General features: G+C 46.2%; 24 protein-coding genes. All 24 read left to right on the forward strand.

Annotated features, from left to right (window positions below; genetic code table 11):
- Positions 1-77: 77 nt before the first annotated feature.
- Positions 78-707: a uracil phosphoribosyltransferase gene (gene upp, locus BN1067_RS06560; protein ID WP_053218091.1), complete on the forward strand. Its 630-nt coding sequence runs from the start codon at positions 78-80 to the stop codon at positions 705-707.
- A gap of 25 nt (positions 708-732) precedes the next feature.
- Positions 733-1,878 carry a non-hydrolyzing UDP-N-acetylglucosamine 2-epimerase gene (gene wecB, locus BN1067_RS06565; RefSeq protein WP_053218092.1) on the forward strand — a complete coding sequence of 382 codons (1,146 nt, stop codon included), beginning with the start codon at positions 733-735 and terminating at the stop codon, positions 1,876-1,878.
- 228 nt (positions 1,879-2,106) lie between these two features.
- On the forward strand, positions 2,107-4,293 hold the full coding sequence (locus BN1067_RS06570) for a S8 family serine peptidase (RefSeq protein WP_053218093.1): 2,187 nt from the start codon (positions 2,107-2,109) through the stop codon (positions 4,291-4,293).
- 808 nt (positions 4,294-5,101) lie between these two features.
- The gene (locus BN1067_RS06575) at positions 5,102-5,470 is read left to right on the forward strand and encodes an ATP synthase subunit I (RefSeq protein WP_053218094.1); all 369 of its coding nucleotides are present in this window, start codon (positions 5,102-5,104) and stop codon (positions 5,468-5,470) included.
- A gap of 24 nt (positions 5,471-5,494) precedes the next feature.
- A complete protein-coding gene (gene atpB, locus BN1067_RS06580; RefSeq protein ID WP_053218095.1) occupies positions 5,495-6,220 on the forward strand; it encodes a F0F1 ATP synthase subunit A in 726 nt (241 codons plus the stop codon).
- 168 nt (positions 6,221-6,388) lie between these two features.
- Positions 6,389-6,595 carry a F0F1 ATP synthase subunit C gene (gene atpE, locus BN1067_RS06585; RefSeq protein WP_026570770.1) on the forward strand — a complete coding sequence of 69 codons (207 nt, stop codon included), beginning with the start codon at positions 6,389-6,391 and terminating at the stop codon, positions 6,593-6,595.
- Positions 6,596-6,788: 193 nt separating this feature from the next.
- The gene (gene atpF / locus BN1067_RS06590) at positions 6,789-7,253 is read left to right on the forward strand and encodes a F0F1 ATP synthase subunit B (protein ID WP_407701364.1); all 465 of its coding nucleotides are present in this window, start codon (positions 6,789-6,791) and stop codon (positions 7,251-7,253) included.
- Complete coding sequence (locus BN1067_RS06595) at positions 7,250-7,792, forward strand: F0F1 ATP synthase subunit delta (RefSeq protein ID WP_053218097.1); 543 nt, start codon at positions 7,250-7,252, stop codon at positions 7,790-7,792. The genes atpF and BN1067_RS06595 overlap by 4 nt, the downstream gene beginning before the upstream one ends.
- 22 nt (positions 7,793-7,814) lie before the next feature.
- Positions 7,815-9,323 carry a F0F1 ATP synthase subunit alpha gene (gene atpA / locus BN1067_RS06600; protein WP_053218098.1) on the forward strand — a complete coding sequence of 503 codons (1,509 nt, stop codon included), beginning with the start codon at positions 7,815-7,817 and terminating at the stop codon, positions 9,321-9,323.
- Positions 9,324-9,409: 86 nt separating this feature from the next.
- Positions 9,410-10,270, forward strand: coding sequence for an ATP synthase F1 subunit gamma (gene atpG / locus BN1067_RS06605; RefSeq protein WP_053218099.1), 861 nt, complete (start codon positions 9,410-9,412; stop codon positions 10,268-10,270).
- Positions 10,271-10,300: 30 nt separating this feature from the next.
- Entirely contained in the window at positions 10,301-11,713 is a 1,413-nt protein-coding gene (gene atpD, locus BN1067_RS06610; RefSeq protein WP_053218100.1) for a F0F1 ATP synthase subunit beta, read from the forward strand.
- A gap of 114 nt (positions 11,714-11,827) precedes the next feature.
- Positions 11,828-12,229 carry a F0F1 ATP synthase subunit epsilon gene (locus BN1067_RS06615; RefSeq protein ID WP_053218101.1) on the forward strand — a complete coding sequence of 134 codons (402 nt, stop codon included), beginning with the start codon at positions 11,828-11,830 and terminating at the stop codon, positions 12,227-12,229.
- A 579-nt stretch (positions 12,230-12,808) separates the two neighbouring features.
- Positions 12,809-13,042 (forward strand): DUF1146 family protein, encoded by a 234-nt coding sequence (locus tag BN1067_RS06620; RefSeq protein ID WP_053218102.1) that lies wholly within the window; start codon positions 12,809-12,811, stop codon positions 13,040-13,042.
- A 131-nt stretch (positions 13,043-13,173) separates the two neighbouring features.
- A complete protein-coding gene (locus BN1067_RS06625; RefSeq protein ID WP_053218103.1) occupies positions 13,174-13,887 on the forward strand; it encodes a YwmB family TATA-box binding protein in 714 nt (237 codons plus the stop codon).
- Between the two features lie 33 nt (positions 13,888-13,920).
- On the forward strand, positions 13,921-15,234 hold the full coding sequence (gene murA, locus BN1067_RS06630) for a UDP-N-acetylglucosamine 1-carboxyvinyltransferase (RefSeq protein ID WP_053218104.1): 1,314 nt from the start codon (positions 13,921-13,923) through the stop codon (positions 15,232-15,234).
- Positions 15,235-15,636: 402 nt separating this feature from the next.
- Positions 15,637-16,461 carry a M55 family metallopeptidase gene (locus BN1067_RS06635; protein WP_053218105.1) on the forward strand — a complete coding sequence of 275 codons (825 nt, stop codon included), beginning with the start codon at positions 15,637-15,639 and terminating at the stop codon, positions 16,459-16,461.
- Between the two features lie 10 nt (positions 16,462-16,471).
- Complete coding sequence (locus tag BN1067_RS06640; RefSeq protein WP_053218106.1) at positions 16,472-17,404, forward strand: ABC transporter permease; 933 nt, start codon at positions 16,472-16,474, stop codon at positions 17,402-17,404.
- Between the two features lies 1 nt (position 17,405).
- Complete coding sequence (locus BN1067_RS06645) at positions 17,406-18,359, forward strand: ABC transporter permease (RefSeq protein ID WP_053218107.1); 954 nt, start codon at positions 17,406-17,408, stop codon at positions 18,357-18,359.
- 5 nt (positions 18,360-18,364) lie between these two features.
- Positions 18,365-19,372 carry an ABC transporter ATP-binding protein gene (locus tag BN1067_RS06650; RefSeq protein ID WP_053218108.1) on the forward strand — a complete coding sequence of 336 codons (1,008 nt, stop codon included), beginning with the start codon at positions 18,365-18,367 and terminating at the stop codon, positions 19,370-19,372.
- Positions 19,373-19,394: 22 nt separating this feature from the next.
- Positions 19,395-21,056 carry a peptide ABC transporter substrate-binding protein gene (locus tag BN1067_RS06655; RefSeq protein ID WP_053218109.1) on the forward strand — a complete coding sequence of 554 codons (1,662 nt, stop codon included), beginning with the start codon at positions 19,395-19,397 and terminating at the stop codon, positions 21,054-21,056.
- 187 nt (positions 21,057-21,243) lie between these two features.
- Positions 21,244-22,161 carry a S66 peptidase family protein gene (locus BN1067_RS06660; RefSeq protein WP_053218110.1) on the forward strand — a complete coding sequence of 306 codons (918 nt, stop codon included), beginning with the start codon at positions 21,244-21,246 and terminating at the stop codon, positions 22,159-22,161.
- Between the two features lie 24 nt (positions 22,162-22,185).
- The gene (locus BN1067_RS06665; RefSeq protein WP_053218111.1) at positions 22,186-23,289 is read left to right on the forward strand and encodes a mandelate racemase/muconate lactonizing enzyme family protein; all 1,104 of its coding nucleotides are present in this window, start codon (positions 22,186-22,188) and stop codon (positions 23,287-23,289) included.
- Complete coding sequence (locus BN1067_RS06670; RefSeq protein WP_053218112.1) at positions 23,286-24,227, forward strand: C40 family peptidase; 942 nt, start codon at positions 23,286-23,288, stop codon at positions 24,225-24,227. Before BN1067_RS06665 ends, BN1067_RS06670 begins: the two co-directional genes overlap by 4 nt.
- The coding region (locus tag BN1067_RS06675; RefSeq protein ID WP_053218113.1) for an ABC transporter ATP-binding protein at positions 24,224-25,023 on the forward strand (800 nt) is incomplete at its 3' end. The genes BN1067_RS06670 and BN1067_RS06675, both read left to right, overlap by 4 nt.

Raw genomic sequence — 25,023 nt, forward strand, 5'->3', positions numbered from 1 at the left:
GACATGTTCCCTTGAAAGCAGGCTTTTTTTTCAGTACAATTTTAAGGATGTAAAAATACAAAAGGAGTGATCGGAACGTGGGAAATGTTTATGTACTGGATCATCCATTGATTCAACACAAATTAACTTACATACGTAAGAAGAGCACAGGGACAAAGGAATTTCGCGAGTTGGTAGATGAAGTTGCCGGGTTGATGGCATTTGAAATCACTCGAGATCTGCCTGTAGAAGAAATTACGATTGATACTCCTGTAACCAAGGCAAAGGCAAAAACATTGAGCGGAAAGAAAATTGGCCTTGTTCCAATCCTGCGTGCTGGACTGGGAATGGTTGACGGGATTCTACGTTTGATTCCCGCAGCAAAAGTCGGTCACGTCGGACTTTATCGGGATCCGGAAACATTAAAGCCAGTAGAATATTATATCAAGCTGCCATCCGATATTGAAGAGCGTGAACTGATTGTCATCGATCCGATGCTAGCCACCGGTGGTTCCGCTAACGATGCGATTCACTCCTTGAAAAAGCGCGGTGCAAAGAATATCAAATTGATGTGCTTGATTGCTGCTCCAGAAGGTGTGGAAGTCATCAAAAACGAACACCCTGACGTCGATGTTTATTTGGCTTCATTGGATGAAAAGTTAGATGAAAAAGGCTACATTGTCCCAGGACTCGGGGATGCCGGCGATCGTTTGTTTGGAACAAAATAAAACGCAAAAGGTAAGGGGGACGACCATGAGGAAACCGATCAAGGTAATGACGATTTTCGGAACCCGGCCGGAAGCGATTAAAATGGCGCCGTTAGTTCTGGAACTGAACAAACGTCCTGAACAATTCGAAACCATTGTCACAGTGACAGCCCAGCATAGGGAGATGCTTGACCAGGTTCTTGATATTTTCGGTATTACTCCGGATTTCGATTTGAACATCATGAAATCAAGACAGACGCTTGCTCAAATTACTACCAGAGCGCTTGAAGGACTGGATGATGTGATCAAGCAGGCCAACCCTGATATTGTCTTAGTCCATGGCGATACGACCACAACTTTCGCAGCTTCTTTGGCAGCTTATTATAATCAAACGGCTGTGGGTCATGTGGAGGCAGGTCTGCGGACGTGGAATAAATACTCCCCATATCCGGAGGAAATCAACAGGCAGCTGACAGGTGTCATGGCTGACTTGCATTTTTCTCCGACAGATCAGGCGAAACAAAACCTGTTGGACGAAAACAAACCGACAGATAAGGTTTTCGTCACTGGTAATACAGCGATCGATGCGTTGAAAACGACGGTAGCAGCTGATTATACGAGCCCGACACTTGATGAGCTTGATGGTAAAAGGTTAGTCCTGTTGACTGCACATCGGAGGGAAAACCTGGGGAACAATATGCAGCAAATGTTTCGGGCAATAAAGCGACTTGTCGAAGAGCATGATGACATTCAGGTCGTTTACCCGGTTCATTTAAATCCGGTTGTCCGGGAAACTGCTGTAGAGATTCTCGGTAATGACGAACGGGTGAAGCTGATTGAACCTCTCGGAGTAGTTGATTTTCATAATTTTGCGGCTAATGCTCACTTGATTTTGACCGATTCCGGTGGTGTTCAGGAAGAAGCCCCTTCTTTGGGTGTTCCAGTACTTGTCCTGCGTGATACCACAGAGCGCCCGGAAGGTATCGATGCAGGTACGTTGAAGCTCGCAGGAACGGACGAGGATAACATCTTCCGCCTGGCTAATGAACTGTTATCAGACGAAAATGCCCATGCGGCAATGGCTAAAGCTTCGAATCCGTATGGAGACGGACAGGCTTCAGCCAGAATAGCGGAAGCAATCCGTTATTATTTTGGCCAGACAAACGAACGGCCAGCTTCTTTCCGAGTTTAAACATGGGGTTCATAATGTGAAGGAACCTAGAAGAAAACATCAGTATCGATTCGATGATGCTGATGTTTTTTTGTTTTTTATCCGTCAGCGGGAAATGCCAATAAATAGAGCGTGAACAGCTGGCAGATACGATTCTGGAGCAGCTGCCCGTCTGTTTCGGAGCAAAGTTCTTTATGCATGATTCTCCCGTTACCAACCCATACTATCGGGAAAAGAGGAGGGTTAGTCATGGTTAAACATTTCACATATTTGCTCATCCTCAGTATATTCCTCACATTCATCTCCTCTTCTAAACCCTTGGCGGCAACAGAAGAAGCCGAGTCCCTAATCGTCGAGGTGGAAGGCGACCCACATCAATACAAGGAATACATAGAAAAATATCATCCATTTATCGAAGTGCTGCAAGTGTACGATACCCTTTTTACAGGCTTGGCTGTTCGTGGAAAAACACACCAGCTGCAAAAAGTCGAGACCGAAAAATTCGTCCGAAAAAGCTATCCGGTGCAAACCTATCAAGTCACTGCGGAAAGTAGTGTCGATTTTTTAAAAAAAGGTTCTTTCTTTGATTCGGAAGCAGGCAGCAAGTATACCGGAAAAGGCATAAAGATAGGAGTGATCGATACAGGCATCGATTATACACATCCTGACCTGGCTGCAAGCTATAAAGGCGGATTTGATGTTGTCGACTTGGATGATGACCCGATGGAAACAAAAGAGGAACAAGGAATGCCGACGCTGCATGGCAGCCATGTGGCAGGTATTATTGCCGCGAATGGTCAAATGTCTGGAGTAGCACCGGATGCGGAACTATATGGATATCGTGCCCTTGGACCGGGCGGCATGGGGACCTCTGTCCAGGTGATAGCCGCATTGGAAAGAGCCGTGAAGGACGGAATGGATGTAATTAATATGTCGCTTGGCAGCTCGGTGAACGGGCCGGACTGGCCGACAAGTGCTGCGGTGAATCGCGCTATTGAAAAAGGCGTATCGGTCGTCGTGGCAAATGGAAACGAAGGGCCTGAGAACTGGACAGTGGGATCGCCTGCCACTGCAGACAAAGCTATTTCGGTCGGTGCATCCACTCCGCCTATGACCTCCCCCTCCCTTTATGACCAGCTCCATGATAAGAAAATCGATTTGGGATTATTAATGGGGTCAGTCCCCTGGGAACTGGATAAGAAATATCCAATTGTGCACAGACGCATGGAGAGTGGGGATATTGAGGATGCCAGGGGAAGCATCGTGCTCACCGAGCGGGGGACAGTCCCTTTCGCCGAAAAGGCTCGTGCTGCGGAAAAAGCAGGGGCTGAAGCAGTTGTGATTTATAACAATGAAAAAGGAAGCTTTCAAGGCTCGATTGATGATGGAAGGGAACCAATCCACATTCCGGTGGCGGCCGTTTCCAAAGCGGATGGACAGTGGCTCCTCCGCAATGCAGCCTCACGGGAATCCTGGCTGGAAACAAATTATGAAAAACAGCAGGATTTGATGGCGGCCTTCAGTTCGAGGGGGCCAGTTACGGTTAACTGGGAAATCAAACCGGAAATCGTAGCGCCCGGTGCGGCAATTAAGAGTACGGTGCCAGGGGGTTACCAGGAACTTCAAGGAACGAGTATGGCTGCCCCTCATGTCGCTGGTGGCCTTGCTTTAGTAAAACAGGCCCATCCTGATTGGAGTCCTGAACAACTGAAAGGAGCGCTGTTGACGACAGCTTTGCCTGTTAGCGATGAGAGGGGCAACCGGTACGAGCCAATTGAACAGGGCATGGGTCGAATGAGGATCGATGCTGCAATTAATACGGATATCCTGTTATACAATCCCCTGCTGTCATACGGTAAAATCACCGATCGGAAGCAAACAGCCACCTATGATTTAGAAGTGGAAAACATCTCCGATAAGCCGCAGGAATTCCGATTCGATCTTCCTAAGCAACAACGTGGCTTAAGGTGGGAACTGCCAGCCCCTGTAAAAGTCGGACCAGGAGAAAAGAAAATAATCCCGATCAAATTAACCGTAACCAGTTCACTGCTTGAGGACGGAATCCATCAAGGATGGCTGAAGCTACACCGGGAAAAAGAAACCTATTCATTACCATATTTGTTTCTTATAAAGGAAGCAGCATATCCGAAGGCGATGGGGATAGAATTTGCTTTAAAAGCATTTTCCGATGATCAATACCAGTACCGCATGTATCTTCCGGAAGGAGCCGAAGAATTGACCATCGATTTATATAACCCGGCAACGCTCCGGTTTGACCGGACTATATTGGAATTGAAGGATCAGCCCTCCGGATTGGTGGAAGGGGTAATGGATAAACGGAAAATCGGAAAACAAGGCCAATACCTTGCCAACATTATCATCCGAACCGACAAAGACCACCAATACAATTATCCAACCACCCTCCAAATCGAATAAATGGAAAACACCAGAACAATACCGGGGACAGTCCCCCGAGCGGTCATCAGCCATCTCCCACCCGGGGTGGGGGACTGTCCCCGAAACAGCAGAAATACACACCTTGAATGATAAGAAGCCCGCTATAATAAGCTTTTTATCTTTCAAGGTGTGTCCCTAATCTTGCCATAAACCAGCCAAGCTGCCGTTTTGGGGTCAGTCCCCAACTACAGTCCAACTAAGGGATTTTATGCTACATGGGGACTGTCCCCAACATCCCGCAAAGTGCTCCTGAGGACCGCCCCGTTAATCCCGGTCCAACTAGTTGGCTTTCGAAACTTTCGGGTTGCTAATGAATTGTCACAGATTTGTCGCTTTTTCGCCTGTTTTCTTTCTTATATAATAGAGGGGAGTGTACAGTTAAGAAGTTTTTTCGTGGAAGGTTTTCCAAATTCTACTTTCTCTTTGAAACCGATTGACATTGTACTACCCCTATTGTATGCTAATCAAGTGTGGAATGGTAAGGGTTTCATAAGCTTGGTATCAAGACAAGCTTTTTCCTTGTTTTAAACACATACAGCTTGTAAGATTAGTAACAAATCCTGCCAAAGTCTGGTGGGAGGAAAAAGGTTTTGCTGTTATCGACAAAATTTTTTTGCACTTTAATCGGTTGCTATGCTCAGCTTGCTGAGTAGAAGGGCAAAACCAAGCTGATTTCCACAAGTTCCGACAATTGTTCAATAGGTTGAATTGGCCTTGAATGGAGCCGGTACATAAAGAAGTATCCATTTCTCTTATCTTAAGCTACACCATTACGGGGGAACGAAGCATGCAACAATACGAATATATGATAACCCGTCAGCGCAAATGGATGCTTTACCTTCTCGCGCTATTGGTACTTGGGTCGGCTTTCACTCCGTATCCACGTATCTTCCTCGGACTTCTCCTTGGAACAGTGATAGGCTTTCACAACCTATGGCTTATGCAAAGAAAGATCCAGCAGCTCGGCAAATCCGCAGCTGAACAACGTTCTACCAAAGGTATTGGCACCTTTTCCCGATTGGCAGCAGCCGCAGCGGCTGTGCTTATCGCCCTTCAGTTTGAAGAATATTTCCATCTTATTAGTGTGTTAATTGGATTAATGACAGTTTACCTTGTCATTATGATAGATTTTGCAATATTTAGACTCAAAGACTAGCGCTGGGAAGAGAGGTGAAGAAATTTGGATCATGAAAAACCCTTACTCGAGGACGTATTTGGAATCGCATGGCTTGATTTTAATATGTCCAACGTTTTGATGATCGCGATCGCATCCGCCCTTGTTTTCATCCTGGGGGTCGCTGCATCAAGAAAACTGCAAATGAAGCCAACTGGTCTGCAAAATTTCATGGAGTGGGTTATTGATTTCGTGAAAGGTATTGTTGGAGATACCATGGACTGGAAGACAGGAAAGACATTTTTGCCGTTAGGCCTAACACTAATCACTTACATTTTTGTCAGTAACCTTCTAGGTGTAGCTTTCATGGCAGTTGATTCAGAACACCATTTATGGTGGAAGTCTCCAACATCGGATGCTGGCATTACACTGACATTGTCTACCATGGTAATCGTGCTTACACACTACTATGGAATCAAGATGAGAGGTGTAAAAGAATACGGAAAAGATTATTTCCGTCCTTTGCCGTTCTTATTCCCGATTAAACTGCTTGAAGAATTTTCAAATACGTTGACACTTGGTCTCCGTCTTTTCGGTAACATTTATGCAGGGGAAATCTTGCTTGGATTACTGGCGGGACTCACCGCTTCTGGTGCATTAGGATTTTTTGGCGGAGCAATTCCGATGCTGGCTTGGCAAGGATTCAGTTTATTTATCGGAGCCATCCAGGCGTTTATTTTCACTATGTTGACAATGGTCTACATGTCTCACAAAGTGAGCTCGGACCATTAAAAATTATATAAAGGGTATTCCCGCTGCTTCACTTTTTAAAACAGGCAGAGAGGTGCCCGCCTCAGTTTTTATAATCAGGAACTTTGTCCACCCGGACGGCTGCTTATGAATTACTGAAAAATCAAGGAATTAACTAAATTCATATATTTTTAGAGGAGGATTTTTATTATGGGAGCTTTAGCAGCTGCAATCGCAGTAGGACTAGCCGCACTAGGCGCAGGTATTGGTAACGGTTTGATTGTAAGTCGTACAGTAGAAGGGATCGCTCGTCAGCCAGAATTGCGCAGCGCCCTGCAGACAACCATGTTCATTGGTGTAGGTCTAGTTGAGGCAATGCCGATCATCGCGGTAGTAATCGCGCTTATCGTCATGTAACAAAACATTGAGATAAAACTTAAATACATTGGCGAAGTTCATTCAGTTGAACTTTCGCCTTTCCTTTACGTTTGAAGATACTTGAAACGAGTGACGAATAAACCGGTTACCGACGATGAAAGGAGTGAATGCTGTGCAATACACAGGTTGGCTGATCATTAACGCTGGGCCGGGCGGTCTCCTAGTTGGGGACATGATAACCCAGTTGTTTTTCTTTATTGTATTATTGCTCCTCTTGCGGAAGTTCGCATGGGGCCCGTTGATGAATGTCATGAAGCAAAGGGAAGACCATATAGCAAGTGAAATCGAAACGGCAGAAAAGAACCGAGCCGAAGCAGAGCGCGCGTCACGCGAAGCTGCTGAGGAACTGAAAAACACCCGTCAGGAAGCGCAGGCTATTATCGAAGATGCCAAAAAAGCCGGGCAAAAGCAGGAACAGCAAATCATCGAGGCGGCTCGCGAAACGGCGGAACGCATCAAAATTTCTGCTCAGGAAGACATCGAGCAGGAAAAAGAAAAAGCGATCAAAGCCTTGCAGGATCAAGTTGCTACCTTGTCCGTGCAAATCGCCAGTAAGGTAATTGAAAAAGAAATCAATGCCCAGGACCAAGAGGAATTGATCAATGAATATCTCAAAGAGGTAGGAGAAGAGCGATGAGTGAAGCAATAGTTGCCAAACGATATGCAGATGCTCTTTTTCAACTGGCGGAAGAAAAAGCTGCCGTCGATCAACTCGAACAACAGTTTTACATTTTGCAAGAAGTGTTTGAAAACAATAAAGAATTACTACCTTTCCTGAAGCATCCAAGAGTTAATAATGATAAAAAGAAACAGCTCATCCGTGAGACGTTTCACGACTTTTCTTCCGATGTGGTCAATACTCTTTCACTGCTCGTTGACCGCCACCGTGAAGAACTCATTCCATCCATAATTAGTCACTTTATCGAATTAGTACATGATGCGAAAGGGATAGCGGAAGCAAGCGTTTATTCTGTTCGTGAACTGACCGAACCGGAAAAAGAACAGCTTTCTCAAGTTTTTGCCAGAAAACTTGGTAAGACCGAGTTGAAGATCACCAATATCGTCGATCCGTCGATTCTCGGCGGCATCAGACTGAAGATTGGCAACACGATCTATGATGGAACGATCAGTGGCAAACTCGAACGAATCGAACGGAATATCGTATCCGCGAAATAATTGATGATAGGGGTGAAATGGCATGAGCATTAAAGCTGAAGAAATCAGTGCGCTGATCAAACAGCAAATTGAGAATTATCAATCTGATATAGAAGTCAACGATGTAGGGACAGTAATTGAAATCGGGGACGGGATTGCCCGTGCTCATGGTCTTGATGATGTAATGGCTGGTGAACTTGTCGAGTTCTCCAACGGTGTCATGGGAATGGCGCAAAACCTGGAAGAAAGCAATGTGGGTATCGTCATTTTGGGGCCATATCAAGAAATCCGCGAGGGAGACGAAGTTCGTCGAACCGGACGTATCATGCAGGTTCCTGTAGGGGATGAACTGCTAGGACGCGTCGTCAACCCGTTAGGCCAGCCGGTTGACGGGAAAGGACCAATCGAAACCGGCAAGACTCGCCCGATTGAATCTCCGGCACCAGGCGTCATGGATCGTAAATCCGTTCATGAACCACTTCAAACCGGTATCAAAGCAATCGACGCATTGGTACCGATTGGTCGCGGACAGCGTGAGCTAATCATCGGAGACCGTCAAACGGGTAAAACAACCGTTGCAATTGATGCGATCCTGAACCAGAAAGATCAAGACATGATTTGTATTTATGTAGCAATCGGCCAAAAGGATTCAACCGTACGTGGTACAGTCGAAACACTTCGCCGTTATGGTGCATTGGATTATACGATCGTCGTGTCTGCAGGGGCATCAGAACCAGCACCACTTCTATACCTGGCTCCATATGCAGGTGTTACCATGGGTGAGGAATTCATGTACAACGGCAAGCATGTTCTCGTCGTTTATGACGACTTATCAAAACAGGCGGCTGCATACCGTGAACTCTCTCTCTTGCTTCGTCGTCCGCCAGGCCGTGAAGCATTCCCTGGGGATGTTTTCTACTTGCACTCCCGTCTGTTGGAACGTGCCGCCAAGCTTAGTGACGATAAAGGCGCCGGCTCTTTGACCGCACTGCCTTTCGTTGAAACGCAAGCCGGGGATATTTCGGCATATATTCCGACAAACGTTATCTCTATTACTGACGGCCAAATTTTCTTGCAATCGGATTTGTTCTTCTCCGGTGTGCGTCCGGCGATCAACCCGGGTCTGTCTGTATCCCGAGTCGGTGGTTCTGCACAGATCAAAGCGATGAAAAAAGTAGCCGGTACGTTGCGCCTTGACTTAGCGTCTTACCGTGAGCTTGAATCTTTTGCACAATTTGGCTCTGATTTGGATAAAGCGACTCAGGCAAAACTGAATCGTGGTGCACGTACAGTTGAAGTGTTGAAGCAGGGCTTGCATAAGCCGTTGAAAGTAGAGAACCAGGTTATGATCATTTACGCTTTGACCCAAGGATATCTCGATGATATTCCGGTTGAAGATATTACACGCTTTGAAGATGAATTCCATGAATGGCTGCGCAGCAACAAAGCTGAACTGCTGAAGACAATCCGCGAAACAGGAAAACTTGCGGAAACAGAAGACATGAATAATGCTGTCGAAGAATTCAAAAAGAGCTTCGTAATATCTGCATAACCTTAGGGTACAGAAGGCAAGAGGACGCCCGGAACGAGCGAATTCTATTCGGGCGTGAACCTTGGAAGAAAGGGTGGTGAGACAGCGTGGCTTCACTTAGAGATATCCAAAACCGGATTAACTCGACAAAGAAAACGAAGCAAATCACCAACGCGATGCAAATGGTATCTGCTTCGAAACTGAATAAAGCAGAGCAAAACGCAAAATCATTTGTTCCATATAGCGAAAAAATCCAGGAAGTGGTCGCCAGTATTGCAAATGGCGGCGATGTTGCCAGCCATCCAATGCTGCAGGCGCGGGAAGTGAAAAAAACTGCTTATTTTGTCATTACGTCGGATCGTGGTCTGGCGGGGGCATACAATAGCAGCATCCTGCGGGCGGTCTATCGTGATATCCAGCAAAGGCATCAATCGAAAGATGAGTATGTGGTGATAGCCGTCGGTCGTGTAGGAAGAGATTTCTTTGCGAAACGGAATATGCCGATTGCCAGGGAAATCACTGGCTTGGCTGATCAGCCGAACTTTGCAGATATAAAGGATTTAACTTCAGAGACTGTACAAATGTACATTGACGAAGAAATAGACGAATTGAACATTTATTATAATCATTATGTAAGTGCGATTTCGCAAGAGGTATCCACAACCAAACTGCTTCCTTTGACGAACATCAATCCGGAAGGCAAGCAGCTTAGCAGCTATGAGTATGAGCCTAATCAGGAAGAGATCCTTGAGGTTCTGCTTCCGCAATATGCGGAAAGTGTGCTTTACGGTGCCTTGCTGGACGGAAAAGCAAGTGAACATGCTGCTCGTATGACGGCGATGCAAAGTGCTACAGACAATGCCAATGATCTTATCGATGAACTTTCGTTGTCTTACAACCGGGCACGCCAGGCAGCAATCACACAGGAAATTACAGAAATCGTTGGTGGAGCAGCGGCACAGGAATAGCTCCATTATAGTAAGTTAGGAGGGAAATCGATGAGCAAAGGACGCGTTACCCAAATCATGGGACCTGTCGTGGACGTAAAATTCGAAAGCGGACAGCTTCCAGAAATCTATAACGCATTACGCGTGCAATATGCCTCACAAGAGGAAAATGAATCCGGCAGAGAACTCATTTTAGAAGTAGCTCTGCATCTGGGCGATGATAGTGTTCGTACGATTGCTATGTCATCGACAGAGGGGGTTCAACGCGGTACAGAAGTAATAGATACAGGTGCACCGATTTCGGTACCTGTAGGCGACGTCACCCTCGGCCGGGTTTTCAACGTCCTGGGTGGAAACATTGACTTAGATGAACCATTGGCTGAAGACGTACGACGCGACCCGATCCACCGTCAGTCGCCTAAATTTGAAAACCTTGCGACTGAAACGGAGATCCTGGAAACAGGCATTAAGGTTGTTGACTTACTTGCTCCATATATTAAAGGTGGTAAAATCGGTTTGTTCGGTGGTGCGGGTGTTGGTAAAACCGTACTGATTCAGGAACTGATTAACAACATCGCCCAAGAGCACGGCGGTATTTCTGTATTCGCTGGTGTAGGGGAACGAACTCGTGAAGGAAACGACTTGTATTTTGAAATGAAAGATTCAGGTGTTATCAGCAAGACAGCAATGGTTTTCGGCCAGATGAACGAGCCGCCGGGAGCACGTATGCGCGTTGCTCTTACTGGTTTGACCATGGCGGAATACTTCCGTGACGAGCAAGGACAGGATGTATTGCTGTTTATCGATAATATCTTCCGGTTTACCCAGGCAGGTTCCGAAGTATCAGCATTGCTCGGCCGTATGCCTTCTGCGGTTGGTTATCAGCCGACGCTGGCAACAGAGATGGGTCAGCTGCAAGAGCGGATTACTTCCACGGATAAAGGATCGGTTACATCGATTCAGGCTATTTACGTGCCTGCCGATGACTATACTGACCCGGCTCCGGCAACGACGTTTGCCCACTTGGATGCGACGACCAACCTCGACCGGAAATTATCTGAGCAAGGTATCTATCCTGCCGTGGATCCATTGGCTTCCACTTCCCGTGCCCTAGACCCGGAAGTAGTCGGTCAAGAACACTATGAAGTGGCACGTGAGGTTCAACGCACGTTACAGCGTTACAAAGAATTACAGGATATCATCGCTATCCTTGGTATGGATGAACTGACGGACGAGGACAAGCTAACGGTTGCCCGTGCCCGCCGCATTCAATTCTTCCTATCGCAAAACTTCCACGTAGCCGAACAGTTTACTGGCCAAAAAGGTTCCTATGTACCTGTCCAGGAAACAGTAAAAGGCTTCCGGGAAATTTTGGACGGCAAACATGATGATGTACCGGAAGATGCATTCCGTTTGGTTGGCCGTATCGAGGAAGTAGTAGAGAAAGCCCAACAAATGGCATAAATCATAAGGCCGGTTGAGGCTGGATGAAGCGCATAGCAGCTTTCCCGGCCTTCCGGCATTTTTAAAGAAACGGCTGTCGAATTTAGCCATATTCCAGCCTGAGGAGGGGTTTCATTGAAAACACTAATGGTGAGTGTTGTCACTCCTGATGGCCCTGTAATGGAAGATGCTTTTGAAATGGTTAGTTTGAAGGCGGAAAACGGTGAACTCGGTATTTTGCATGGACACATTCCATTGGTTGCTCCGTTATCGATCGGTGCTGTCCGATTAAAAGGACAGGACGAAACAAAAAAGCTGGCGGTAAATGGCGGATTTGTCGAGGTGCGTCCTGACAAGGTGACCATTTTGGCACAATCAGCAGAAAAACCGTCCGATATTGATGTGGAACGTGCACGCAAAGCAAAAGAACGGGCCGAAAGACGCCTGCAGACTAAGCAGGACAATATCGACTTCAAAAGGGCTGAAAATGCGCTTAGACGTGCAATCAATCGTCTGGACGTAGTGGAAAACCGATAATCACATAAGAACGAACCATCAAAGACTTTAATTGCTATTTTGGCATTAAAGTCTTTTTTGCTTGTTAAGAAGCCCAAGTGGCTTCTTAAACCATCCTCCTGCCAATAAGGCGGAAGACTTTTTTCAACAAAACTGTCCTAGCACAGCATATGTTCAAGCATAATACGTGCTTTCACCATTTGATGGAAGGGCGGGATTTCCTTCTGAAAAAGCATGGCAGAGGACACCTCTTCCCATTCTCCACTGTCTTTCTCCAATTTAAAACAAAAATGCCAGTTTGCTGTCTTATCAACCAAAAGTTACTACTCGCTTAGGGGAATAAATACTCCTGTGTCGATATTCCCCGGGAAATATCACATACAGAGAGTGTTCCGTCGATAAAAGTACCGCTAATTTCCCATTATCCACGACGAATAGTCCTTATTCCGGAGTTATTTCATTTTCATGTTTAGGTAATTTGAAATAAAGGTATTACACTATCAGAACCAAACAATCACCCGTTGACATTTCTTTTTGTCCGTGGCAATGTTTTACTAGTAAACAAGCGAAACACGAACAAAAAGAAAAGGTGTGATCCAAATGATGCAATCACTTGGCCAAGAAGCGCTTATCAGCATGATTTCTCACTTGGTTTTTATCATTATTACTTGGAGAGTATTGCAAGGCATAAATCTCGATCCTCTCCTTAAAAAAGGACGCGTATTTGAAGGGACGATACTATTGATTTTCGTCACCATTGCAATCGGTACTACTGTCAGCAGGTTCTTTTTGGACTTCTTGCAATGGTCCCAGCAGCTGATTTTCTTGTTTTGATGTGAGCTTCACCTAAATGTGAACCTGGATGTCAAATCGTGACGATAAAAGAACCGTATTTTTTTTACTCTCCCGTCAATACTTATGAAAGAGTCCAAGCACTCATTCATAAGCTGAGGGAGAGAATATAAATGAAAATCCGGTTCATGCTCGTCATCTTATTAGGTATTATCGTTTTATTGCAATCATACGTTCATGCATCCACTCAAACGGAGCCAATCGAGCAATTGATCCAGTTGGCGGAACAAGAACAAATTCCGTTGGAAAAGTGGCAGGTTGTCATGAAAGATGAGCTCGACAGGAACCGCGCCTCTAAGATTGCTAAAAACCTAGCAAACTATTTCCCTGCGTCCTATATTAATAGAGAGGAAACGAGTCAGGCAGTAAAATGGGTTGCCAGCAACCTCCATAAACAAACACAGCTATCCGAAACCTTTATCATGATTGTCCCTAAAAAGGAGCATGGTAAGGTCCAAATAAGTTACGCTCTCGCGGGTGAAAATTGGAGTGAACAGACGAGGTCTATTTACTTGGCCAAAACGATGGATGTGACTAAAGTATTATTTACTCCTGATGTAAAAAAATTTGCTTGTCTGTCTATGCTTTCTAATGATAAAATGAATAAGGTTTATTTTTTTGAAAAATTTGTAGAAAAATTGAATGTTCAAGCACTAGATAGCATACAGGAAAAAGATTTCACCGTTCTGTCGGGTTATACACCTTACTGGGAACAAACCATACCCGGCAAGGACAGCCTAATGAATATACAGCTGGCTGCTCGCGAAGATGCGGGCGGCAATACTACCATGACCATAGGAACACCTATCATAATTACTGAATATTAATATAGTGAAATTGGACGCAGAGGAGAATGAGCAGTGGAAAAAATCATCGTCCGTGGTGGGAGGCAGCTTAATGGTACCGTTAAAGTAGAAGGTGCCAAGAATGCCGTACTGCCTGTCATCGCAGCAAGTATAATTGCAAGTGAAGGAAAAAGCACGATTCACGAAGTTCCCGCACTAGCAGATGTAACTACCATTAAAGAAGTCCTAAGCAATATGAATGCAGATATCAGCATTTCAAATAATACCGTAACAGTAGACGCCACGAAACCACTTAAGACGGAAGCTCCTTTCGAATTTGTCAGGAAAATGAGAGCATCTGTTCTCGTATTAGGTCCGCTTTTGGCCAGATATGGCCATGCCAAAGTAGCAATGCCGGGGGGATGTGCCATTGGATCCCGGCCGATTGACTTGCACTTAAAAGGTTTTGAAGCAATGGGGGCAAAAGTACATGTCGGGAATGGCTTCGTTGAAGTTCATTCTGAAGGCAGGTTACAAGGTGCAAAAATTTATTTGGATGTGCCGAGTGTCGGAGCTACAGAAAATATCATGATGGCTGCAGCGCTTGCTGAAGGAAGAACCACCCTGGAAAACTGTGCCAAGGAACCGGAAATTGTTGATCTTGCCAATTACCTCAATAAAATGGGGGCAAAAGTAATTGGAGCCGGAACCGAAACAATCCGCATCGACGGGGTTTCCACCCTTCACGGTGTCGAGCATACCATTATTCCTGACCGAATCGAAGCAGGAACTTTCATGGTAGGCGCAGCCATTACTGGCGGCAATGTGTTAGTCAAAGGTGCAGAAGCAGAGCATTTACGCTCCCTGGTTTCTAAAATGGAAGAAATGGGCGTATCGATTAAAGAAGAGGAAGACGGTCTGCGTGTCATCGGTCCTAAAAAGCTGAAGGCTACCGATATCAAGACACTTCCGCATCCTGGTTTTCCGACAGATATGCAATCTCAAATGATGGCTCTGATGCTAAGGGCGGAAGGTACCAGTGTCATTACAGAAACGGTTTTTGAAAATCGTTTCATGCATGTAGAAGAATTCCGCCGCATGAATGCGAAGTTGAAAATCGAAGGCAGAAGTGTCATCGTGGAAGGCCCTGTAGAACTGCAGGGAGCTGAAGTTGCTGCTACCGATTTACGAGCAGGTGCAGCACTCATTTTGGCTGGTCTGACTGCAGAAGGTTATACACGTGTAACAGAATTGAAGCATATTGATCGCGGATACGTCCGTCTAGCAGAAAAATTCGCTTCACTGGGGGCGGATATCGAGCGTGTCAATGATGATGGCGAAGTGGTTGTGAGTGCAACCCAACAACATCAAACCTCTGTATCATCCTAATGAATAAAACAAAAAGAGAGTTGTCCTGAAAGGAACTGCTGTGTTGTTCGGCGAACAGTAAGCAGCGGGTCATCCTGACAGGATGGCTCTTTTTTTTACCCAAAAAACGGTAAGAAGCGTGACGGAGAGTTATTACCACGGAAATAAACAATTTTCACCTCGCTATGTGCATTATACTGATCTCACCTGCATCCTGGAAAGCTGTGTAAGTCGTCTTAGCACTCCGGCTGATTTTACGACAAAAACCGACCCTCTCCCAAGAAAGTTTCCCCCAGATAAAACAAACAAATCAGACGAGCGGGCAAAAGAATTGTTTAAATTTTTTCAAAATTGTGTTAAAATTATGTCTATGTAAGCATTACCATTTCTATGCTTTTACACCAAAAGAAGGAGCAGGGATATATGAAACTTTTCTTATCAGTCGATATGGAGGGAATAACCGGACTGCCGGATTATACTTTTGTCGACTCAGACAAGCATAATTACGAACGTGCACGCAAAATCATGACAGAGGAAGCAAACCATGTAATAGAAGCTGCAAGTACATTTGGCTGTGATGAAATTTTGGTCAACGACAGCCACTCCAAAATGAACAACCTCTTAATCGACGCAATCCATCCAGAAGCTTCTCTCATCACTGGCGATGTCAAACCTTTCTCAATGGTACAGAATTTAGATGACAGTTACATAGGTGCAATGTTTTTAGGCTATCATGCCCGTGCTGGGCAAAGAGGGGTAATGTCTCATTCCATGATTTTCGGGGTCCGCAACTTTTACATCAATGATCAGGTTGTCGGAGAGCTCGGTTTCAATGCTTATGTCGCTGGTTATTTTGGTGTCCCGGTCCTGATGGTGGCGGGAGATGATTGTGCATGCCAGGAAGCCATGGAGCTGATTCCAAACGTTGTCACCGCTCCGGTGAAGACCACGATTTCCAGGTCCGCAGTCAAAACCCTGTCTCCTAAAAAAGCAGGAGAATTGTTGCAGAAACAAGCAAAAGCTGCATTGGAAAACCGGGAGAACGTACAGCCGCTAATACCACCGGATAAGCCGGTACTGCGGATTGAATTCACAAATTACGGTCAGGCGGAATGGGCTAATTTAATGCCTGGAACGGAAATCGAACCAGGGACTACCACGGTTAAATTTCCAGCTAAAAACATCTTAGAAGCGTATCAAGCCATGTTGGTAATGACGGAGCTGGCAATGCGCACGACGTTCAGTTAGGAGGGTAGCCATGCTGCGATACATAGCGAAACGATTACTGATCATGCTGGTCACCATTTTAATCATCGTCACCCTAACATTTATTTTAATGCATACGATTCCGGGTTCTCCGTTTAATCAGGAACGCGGTACAAGTGAGGCTGTACAGGCCAATCTGATGGCGCACTACCATTTAGATGAACCGCTGTATATTCAATACTTATTGTATTTAAAGTCGATAGTCACGTTTGATTTCGGCCCGTCGATTAAACAACCAACCTCGACGGTTAACGATTTGCTCGGCCGCGGATTTCCGATTTCTCTTGAACTGGGCCTGGTATCGGTGATCGTGGCGATTATATCCGGTATTTTACTCGGTATCATCGCGGCGCTCCGCCACAATGGCATCATCGATTATGCGGCTATGGCAATAGCGGTGCTTGGCATTTCCATTCCTAACTTTATTTTGGCAACACAACTCATTCAAACATTTGCCGTTACGTGGAATATCCTTCCGGCAGCTACATGGAGCAGCCCAAAGCATATGATTCTTCCGGTCATTGCTTTGGCGACAGGACCGATGGCAATCATTGCGCGTTTGACACGTTCGAGCATGCTCGAGGTGCTCACACAGGATTACATTAAAATGGCCAGGGCGAAAGGCTTGTCACCATATAAAATTATCTTTAAGCACGCCTTGAAAAATGCGTTGATGCCCGTGGTGACGATTCTGGGTACGCTGTTAGCGGGAATCTTGACCGGAACCTTTGTATTGGAAAAAATCTTCGCCATTCCGGGAATGGGTAAATATTTTGTCGAAAGCATCAACAATCGGGATTACCCGGTGATTATGGGAACGACCGTATTTTACAGTGCCTTCCTGATTGTGATGCTCTTCCTTGTTGACATTGCTTACGGAATTTTGGACCCAAGAATCAAACTGCATAAAAAGGAGGCGGAATGATATGAGCCTAGCGGAAAAACAACGAGAGCCGCAATCTTCGGCCGTACCGGATGAATGGTTCCGTCCTCTCCATAAAGATGAACAGGAGGCAGAGAAGGTTTCGAGACCGTCGCTCTCCTACTGGAGTGATGCATGGCAACGGCTCGTGAAAAACAAGCTTGCCATGGGCGGATTGATCTTTTTGATCCTTCTTGCTTTGCTGGCAATTTTCGGACCGATCTTTTCCCCTCATTCTGTGAGGGAAATCAATTTGCCTAATCAAAACATGCCGCCTTCTGCAGAGCATTGGTTCGGAACCGATGAATTGGGACGGGATGTTTTTACAAGAACGTGGTATGGAGCACGTATTTCCTTGTTTGTCGGACTGATGGCAGCGCTGATTGATTTTTTTATCGGTGTTGTCTATGGCGGGATATCCGGTTATAAGGGCGGGCGCACAGACAATGTGATGATGCGAATCATTGAAGTTCTTTATGGTCTGCCGTATTTGCTCGTCGTTATATTACTGCTTGTCGTGATGGGACCTAGTCTGACGACAATTATTGTCGCCTTGAGTGTTACGGGATGGGTCGGCATGGCGCGGATCGTCCGGGGGCAGGTACTGCAATTGAAAAATTTCGAGTTTGTACTAGCCTCGCAGTCGTTCGGAGCCAGGACATGGCGGATCATCCGCAAAAACCTTCTGCCTAATACCATGGGACCGATTATTGTTCAGATGACATTGACTGTACCTACTGCGATATTCGCAGAAGCGTTCTTAAGCTTTTTAGGGCTCGGAATCCAGGCGCCATATGCAAGCTGGGGCGTGATGGCAAATGATGCTCTGCCTACGATTTTGTCGGGTGACTGGTGGCGTTTGTTTTTCCCGGCGTTATTTATCTCATTGACGATGTTTGCTTTTAATGTGTTAGGCGACGGACTTCAGGATGCCCTGGATCCGAAACTCAGGGAGTGACAACAATGGAAAAAATACTAGAAGTAAGAGACTTGCACGTAACCTTTAAAACATACGGTGGGGAAGTAAATGCGGTCCGGGGTGTCAATTTTGACCTGCATAAGGGGGAAACATTGGCCATCGTCGGTGAATCCGGCTGTGGGAAGAGTGTTACCTCGAACAGTATCATGCGGTTGATTCCGACACCCCCAGGCAAGATTGCCAATGGATCGATTACTTACCGCGGACGCGATTTGACGAAGGTTTCTGAAAAAGAAATGCGAAAAATACGCGGTGTCGATATTTCCATGATTTTTCAAGATCCAATGACAGCACTGAATCCGACGTTAACTATCGGTGACCAGCTCACAGAAGGACTGAAGCAGCATAAGGATATTTCCAGTCGGGATGCCAGGAAAAAAGCACTGGAAATGATGAAACTGGTCGGGATTCCAAGCCCGGAGGAGCGACTGAAGCAATATCCCCACCAGTTCAGTGGAGGCATGCGCCAGCGGATAGTGATTGCCATGGCCTTGATATGCGATCCGGATTTATTGATAGCCGATGAACCGACTACAGCACTCGATGTCACAATTCAGGCGCAGATTTTGGAGTTGTTCGGAGAGATTCAGGAACGTACGGGTGTATCGATTATTCTGATTACCCATGACTTAGGGGTTGTGGCCAAAATTGCTGATCGGATTGCGGTCATGTATGCAGGAAAAATCATCGAAGTCGGAACAAAACGAGAAATATTTTACGAGCCCCAGCATCCTTATACGAAGGGGTTATTAAATTCGGTTCCACGATTGGATGTGGAGGAGGATGACTTGATTCCGATTGACGGAACACCACCTGATTTATTCTCACCTCCGCAAGGATGCCCGTTTACAGCGAGGTGTCCGTTTGCGATGGAGGTGTGTGATAAAGTGTATCCCGATTCAGCAGCTCTAAGCCAGACACATCAAGTGGACTGCTGGCTGCAGGATCAGAGGGCACAGTTAGTCTCTCACATGGCAGAGACAAGAAAGTAACCAACATAAAAGGGGGATTCACATGAAGAAGGGCTTGTCGTTTTTATTTATTTTGTTGGCGGTATTCGTTTTGGCTGCTTGTACGGCCAATGAAAGCGCCGGAGAAGAGGAGCAGGATACGGGAGATCAGACAGAAACGACGGATGAAGGGTCCAGTGATGAAGCAGAAGACAGTGGGGATAAGGTTCTTCGTTTAAACAACGGAGTGGAGCCAACCTCCTTCGATCCACCGGAAGGATTCGATGCAGCATCATGGCAGTCCTTGAACAACTTGATGGAAGGACTTACCCGGCTGGGGCAGGACCACCAACCAGAAGAGGCAACGGCCGAAAAGTGGGATATCTCTGATGATGGGTTGGAATATACCTTCCACATCCGCAAAGATGCCAAATGGTCAAATGGGGATGACGTGACCGCGGAAGATTTCGTCTATGCATGGACGCGGCTGCTTGATCCGGAGGAAGGATTTTCTTCCGCATTTCTCGGATACTTCATTAAAGGCGGCGAAGCCTTCAACAGCGGAGATGGCAGTGCAGAGGATTTAGGATTGGAAGCTGTAGATGAGAAAACGTTCAAGGTGACATTGGAAGCACCGACAGGATTCTTCCTGAATGTCATATCGAATCCGGCATTCTTCCCGGTCAATAAGGCTGTAGCGGAAGAAAATCCAGAATGGTATGCAGAAGCTGATACATTTGTTGCCAATGGTCCTTTCAAATTGAGTGAATGGAACCATGACAGCGACTTTACTATGGTGAAAAACGATCAATATTGGGATAAAGACACTGTCAAATTGGATGAAGTCCATTGGGCCATGGTAAATGAAACAAACACAGAATACCAAATGTTCGAGAGCGGAGACTTGGATACTTCCGAAATACCGGCAGATTTAGCAGATGAGCTGCTAGACAGCGATCAAGTAGTCATCGACCCACAGGCTGGTACACAGTTTTACCGGTTCAATGTCAACGAAGAACCGTTCCAAAACGTGAAAATCCGCAAAGCATTGGCCATGGCGGTCAATCAGGATGAAATCGTTGACTATGTTACAAAAAAAGGCGAAGAGCCTGCCCGAGGTTTCGTTTCCTACGGATTTGAAGACCCTTCCGGGAATGACTTCCGTGATGCAAACGGAGATTTAGTAACATATGATCCAGAACAAGCCAAACAGCTTTTGGAAGAAGGAATGGAAGAAGAAGGATACGATGAACTTCCTCCAATCACGCTGACCTACAACACGAGCGATGACAACAAAAAAATAGCAGAAACCGTCCAACAGCGCTTCCAACAGGATTTGGGCATTGAAATCACCTTGGAAAATGCTGAATGGAACGTGTTCCTCCAGGATCAGAAGGATTTGAAGCATCAGTTATCCCGCAGCTCCTTCCTGGCTGACTATGGCGATCCAATCAACTTCCTGGAAAGCTTCGTGACGGATTCTTCGATGAACCGTACTGGGTGGTCCAATGAAGAATACGATGATTTGATTGCCCAGGCCAAAGAAGAAGCAGATGAAGAAAAACGCTGGGAATTAATGTACGAGGCGGAAAAAGTACTATTTGAAGAGATGCCGATCGTTCCGGTCAATTTCTACAACCAAGTGTTCTTGCATAAAGATAATGTATCCGGCATTGTACGTCACCCAGTCGGTTATATGGAATTGAAGTGGGCTGACAAAAACTAACGGATAACCTAATAGGCAAGTCAAGATTTGGCTCTATACTGCCCGGCCTGGGAGGATGGTTTCAGTTATCCGCCAGGCCGGCCGGTATGAGCCTTTTCTTACAAAATAGAAGGCTAAAAAGGTATCATGCAGTCTTGCCGCTATTTAAAGAAAGCTGCCAGACACATCAAGCACAAAGGAGGAAGTCATGAATCTACCCAATCGTTTAAAAACAGGGGATACTGTGGGTCTTATCGCTCCAGCGGGTCCGCCTAATCCTGACAATATGGAAAAAGGCGTAGCCTTTATCGAGTCCCTTGGATTAAAAGTGAAAAAAGGAAAACATAGTACAGATACATACGGCTATTTGGCAGGGAAGGATGCCGATCGGCTGTCCGATTTACATGATATGTTCCGAGACCCAAACATTGCCGGTATTATTTGCTTATGTGGAGGTTATGGGTCTGGGAGAATAGCAGATCAAATAGATTATCAATTGATCGCCGACAATCCAAAAGTGTTTTGGGGATATAGCGACATTACTTTTTTACATACGGCATTCCGGCAAAAGGCCAACCTGATTACGTTCCATGGACCAATGGTCAGCTCGGATATTGGGGAGAAGGATTTCGCCCCTTTGTCCGAGAAGATGTTTAATCAGCTATTTGAGCCCACCAAGATTACTTTTTTGGAGGAAATCTCTCCGCTTACGGTCCTTGCAGAAGGAGAAGCACAAGGTGAACTGACAGGTGGAAATCTCAGCTTGATTTGCAGTACGCTTGGTACCCCTTATGAGATCGATACAAAGGGTAAATTGCTGCTCATAGAGGATATCGGTGAGGAACCGTACCGGATAGACGCCATGCTTAATCAATTGCGACTGGCTGGGAAGTTGGAACAGGCAGCGGGCATCGTGGTCGGTGACTTCAATATGCCCGAGCAGCAAAAGAAAAGATCCTTGACACTGGATCAAGTGTTACAGGATCATTTAGCTGATTTGCCGAAGCCGGTGTTAAAAGACTTCCCTATTGGCCATTGCCAGCCTCATGTGGCGGTTCCGCTTGGTACGCAGGCCAGCTTATCCAGCATGAAAAAAACGATGGTAATCGAGCCGGGAGTCAGCTGAATAAGGGAGGGAGAAATACATTATATGAAGATACAGACAATCGAGACGGCGAGTGTCGCAGTTCCACTGAGAAAACCCTTTAAAACAGCGCTTAGAACCGTTACAGTAGCCGAATCAATCTATGTGAAAGTGACCTGTTCGGATGGAACGACAGGCTGGGGAGAGGCACCGCCGACCCATGTGATTACGGGAGACAGCCTGGCAGGAATCGAGTATGCAATCGAAAAAATCATCGCTCCGGCTCTTATCGGCAAATCACTGCTCGCTATGGAGGACATTTTTCAAACGCTTGATCAATGTATGGTAGGCAATACAAGTGCCAAAGCGTCAGTTGATATGGCGGTTTATGACTGTTTTTCCCAATTATGCGGTATGCCGCTATATCAATTGTTGGGGGGATACCGCAGCCAATTGGAAACGGATTTTACGGTCAGTGTCAATACAGCAGAAGAAATGGCAGAAGACGCTGTCCATTATATAGAGCAGGGATTTACTTGTTTGAAAGTGAAGGTAGGGAAGGACAACATTCAGACAGATATCAACCGTATTCGAGCCATACGGGATAGAATCGGAACCGACATACAGATCCGGCTCGATGCCAATCAAGGATGGGGCGCAAAGGAAGCGGTCAAAGCTATCCGGAAAATGGAAGATGGCGGACTAGATATTGAACTGGTCGAACAGCCCGTGAATGCGGGAGATATCGCTGGATTGAAATTTGTCACGGACCATGTAGAAACGCCGATTATGGCTGATGAAAGTGTTTTTTCTCCTGAAGATGCAAGGAAGATTCTCGAAACCCGCAGTGCTGACCTGGTCAACATTAAGCTGATGAAGGCAGGTGGTGTACACAACGGTCTGCACATTGCCAAGCTGGCAGCGGCTAATGGGGTGGAGTGCATGGTCGGCAGTATGATCGAAACGAAGTTGGGAATAACGGCTGCAGCTCACTTGGCGGCAAGTCAGCCGAATATTACCCGATTCGACTTTGATGCGCCACTAATGCTTACCAAAGATCCGGTTGACGGAGGGATATCCTATCATGGAAGCATTATTCGACTGCCGGAGGAGATTGGTTTGGGCATTAAACAGGTGAACATTGCAGCGGAGAGCGAGGGGATTCGATGAGCAGGCAACACAATAGATGGTTAGTCAATGTGCCGGTTGCTACTTTATGGACTAATCCGGAATCACCGCGAGACATTGATCGGCCAAGCATCACCAATCCAGTCGATTTACCAGCCTGGCTGGAAAAATTGAACTACCAGAAGCGGCTTGATTTATGTGATCAGAATTTAGTGCAATCCCAGTTGTTGTACGGGGAGGAAGTACTGGTGTTGGAGGAGAGGCAGGATTGGCTGCATGTCATTGTCCCCTCCCAACCTTCCAAAAAAGATCCACGCGGCTATCCAGGCTGGATTCCGGCTTGTCAGGCCGTTCCGAGGCCTGATACGAAAGAGGTGATCGGAAGGGCGACAGTTTCAGGTAAGCGTGCTTCCTTGTATGACGAGAAAAGGGAATTCCTTTTTTCCTTAAGTTATTTAACGGTGTTGCCGCTTCTTGCCGTGACAGATTCAGATGTGAAAGTAAGGTTGCCAGATGGAACAGCAGGCTACCTTGCACGTTCCGGGGTGGAGGTTGACTACCAAGGAGATACGGTTGTAAAAGGAAGCGGCACAGACATTATCAAAACAGGAGAAGCATTTCTTGGATTGGAATATTTATGGGGTGGGATGAGTTCCTACGGTTACGATTGTTCCGGATTCAGTTACAATATGCACAAAGCCAATGGTTATCAAATTCCGCGTGATGCTTCTGATCAGGCTGCGCTGGCAGGAGAAGAAATAGCGATGGATAAGCTTTTGCCGGGCGATCTGTTATTTTTCGCATATGAGGAAGGCAAAGGTTCCTTGCATCATGTCGGGATTTATTATGGAGATGGGAAAATGATTCACTCTCCCACTACCGGAAAGTCCGTGGAAATTACTACACTGGCCGGAACCGTTTACGAAAAAGAGTTGTGCGGGGCGAGACGGTATTGGCAGCAGACGGAGGTAACACAATGACAAAACAAAATAAAAAGCTGCAAGTGAACCACTTAAAAAAATATTTTCACGTCGGTAAAGATGAAACTTTGAAGGCGGTCGACGATGTCAGCTTCGACGTTTACGAAGGGGAGACTTTCGGTCTGGTCGGGGAGTCAGGCTGCGGTAAATCAACAATCGGCCGGACCATCATGGGGTTGTATGAGAGAACGGATGGGGACGTGATATTTGATGAGAAGAATGTGCACGAACTGAAGGAAACAGAAACCTTTGCTTTTCACAGAAGCATGCAAATGATTTTCCAAGACCCATACGCCTCGTTGAACCCACGGTCCACGGTCAAGGAAATCATTTCTGAGCCGATGGAAATACACGGGTTATATCCTGACAAAAAAGAAAGACTGGAGCGTGTGTACCAACTGCTGGAGGAAGTCGGACTCAGCCGGGACCATGCCAACCGTTATCCGCATGAATTCAGCGGCGGGCAAAGACAACGGATCGGAATCGCCAGAGCGCTTGCGCTTGATCCTGATTTTATTATTGCTGACGAGCCGATATCTGCACTCGATGTTTCCGTCCAGGCCCAGGTCGTCAATTTACTCCGAAAGCTGCAAAAGGAAAAGGGTCTGACCTATTTGTTTATCGCCCATGACCTATCCATGGTAAAGCATATTTCCGATAGAATCGGTGTCATGTATTTGGGCAACATGGTCGAACTGACCAAAGCAGGTGACTTGTATAAACGTCCGCTTCATCCATATACGCAAGCTCTTCTCTCTGCCATTCCGATTCCGGATCCGGATGTAGAGGAAGGACG

It is taken from the genome of Virgibacillus senegalensis (assembly GCF_000821245.2).
In the GTDB taxonomy this organism is placed as follows: domain Bacteria; phylum Bacillota; class Bacilli; order Bacillales; family Amphibacillaceae; genus Sediminibacillus; species Sediminibacillus senegalensis.